Origin of the sequence: Enterobacter sp. RIT418, from assembly GCF_003057745.1 — a bacterium.
In the GTDB taxonomy this organism is placed as follows: domain Bacteria; phylum Pseudomonadota; class Gammaproteobacteria; order Enterobacterales; family Enterobacteriaceae; genus Enterobacter.
The window spans coordinates 1-1080 of record NZ_QBJD02000038.1 but is presented as its reverse complement, the minus strand read 5'-3'; the positions used below and the strand labels follow the sequence as shown (position 1 = coordinate 1080).

Sequence of the window (1080 nt, the reverse complement as noted above, 5' to 3'; positions counted from 1 at the left end):
CGTAGATATTTTAAGTTAGAGGCTAAGATGGAGATTTCAAAAACACTGTTAACTGAATTAATGCCGTGGATTAAAGAAAATAAAACTGCTTTAGGCTATGCTTTCACTGGGGGCACAATGGCAGTTCTTCGTTGTATTTATCGTGGTGAATCGTTTAAAAATACTTGTGCTGAAGGTGGAATGTGCGCTCTGGTTGCATTTGGAATTAGTGAAATTTTAACAGCTTTGGATTTACAACCTGAGCTGGCATTCCCAGCGTCTGTTTTCTTAGGGTACGTAGGAATCTCCAGCATAATGAAATTTTCTCGCCTAAAGTCCGATATGATTAATCAGGATAAAAAGTAATGCCACTATTTTGGGGTTGAGAATCGACTCGATAATTGAAACTAAAACCATTGAGTATTTATATCTTCACTTTTACTAAGTTAATAAAAGGTATATTTATGACAAAAGATATGTTTATGCATGCTACTGGATTGACCCCGGAACTAACAGAACGTTGGTATCATCCTGTAATGGTGAGTATGGAGAGTTGTGGAATTGATACCCCTATCCGGCAAGCTTATTTTTTAGCTCAGATCGGTGTCGAATCAGGAGGATTTAAGTTTCTTGAGGAGTCTTTTAATTATTCGGTTGAAGGCTTGTTGATATTTGGTTCACGAATAACTGATAAGCAACGTGCAGAATATGGACGCAAACCTGGAGAGGCTGTGCTTTCAAAAGAACGACAGGCTACGATTGCAGATCTTGTATATGGTGGGCGCTATGGCAACAATTCTCCGAATGATGGCTGGAAATATCGGGGGCGTGGATTAAAACAAATTACATTTCGTTGGAATTATATTGCTTGTGGTGAGGCACTTGGAATTGATTTAGAGAATAATCCCGATTTATTGCTTGAGGATATCAATGCTGCCTGCTCTGCCGGTTGGTTCTGGAAATCAAATAATTGCAATTCATTCGCAGATAAAAGGGATCTGAAAGGTCTGACACGGCGTATCAACGGTGGCTTCAATGGGTTGCAAGAACGAATTGAAAAGACCCAAAAAGCGTTGTTGGCATTGTGTTAATTTATAATGC

At 39.1% G+C, this 1080-nt stretch carries 2 protein-coding genes; both read left to right on the top strand.

Going from position 1 to position 1080, the window contains the following annotated elements:
• The coding region (locus DBY73_RS21995) for a phage holin family protein (protein ID WP_220092938.1) at window positions 1–345 on the top strand (345 nt) is incomplete at its 5' end.
• Window positions 346–443: 98 nt separating this feature from the next.
• Complete coding sequence (locus DBY73_RS21990) at window positions 444–1070, top strand: glycoside hydrolase family 19 protein (RefSeq protein WP_112013279.1); 627 nt, start codon at window positions 444–446, stop codon at window positions 1068–1070.
• The last annotated feature ends 10 nt before the right edge of the window (window positions 1071–1080 follow it).

Coding starts and splice junctions, on each gene's coding strand:
- DBY73_RS21990 (WP_112013279.1), top strand. CDS start 444: ATGACAAAAGATATGTTTATGCATGCTACTGGATTGACCCCGGAACTA.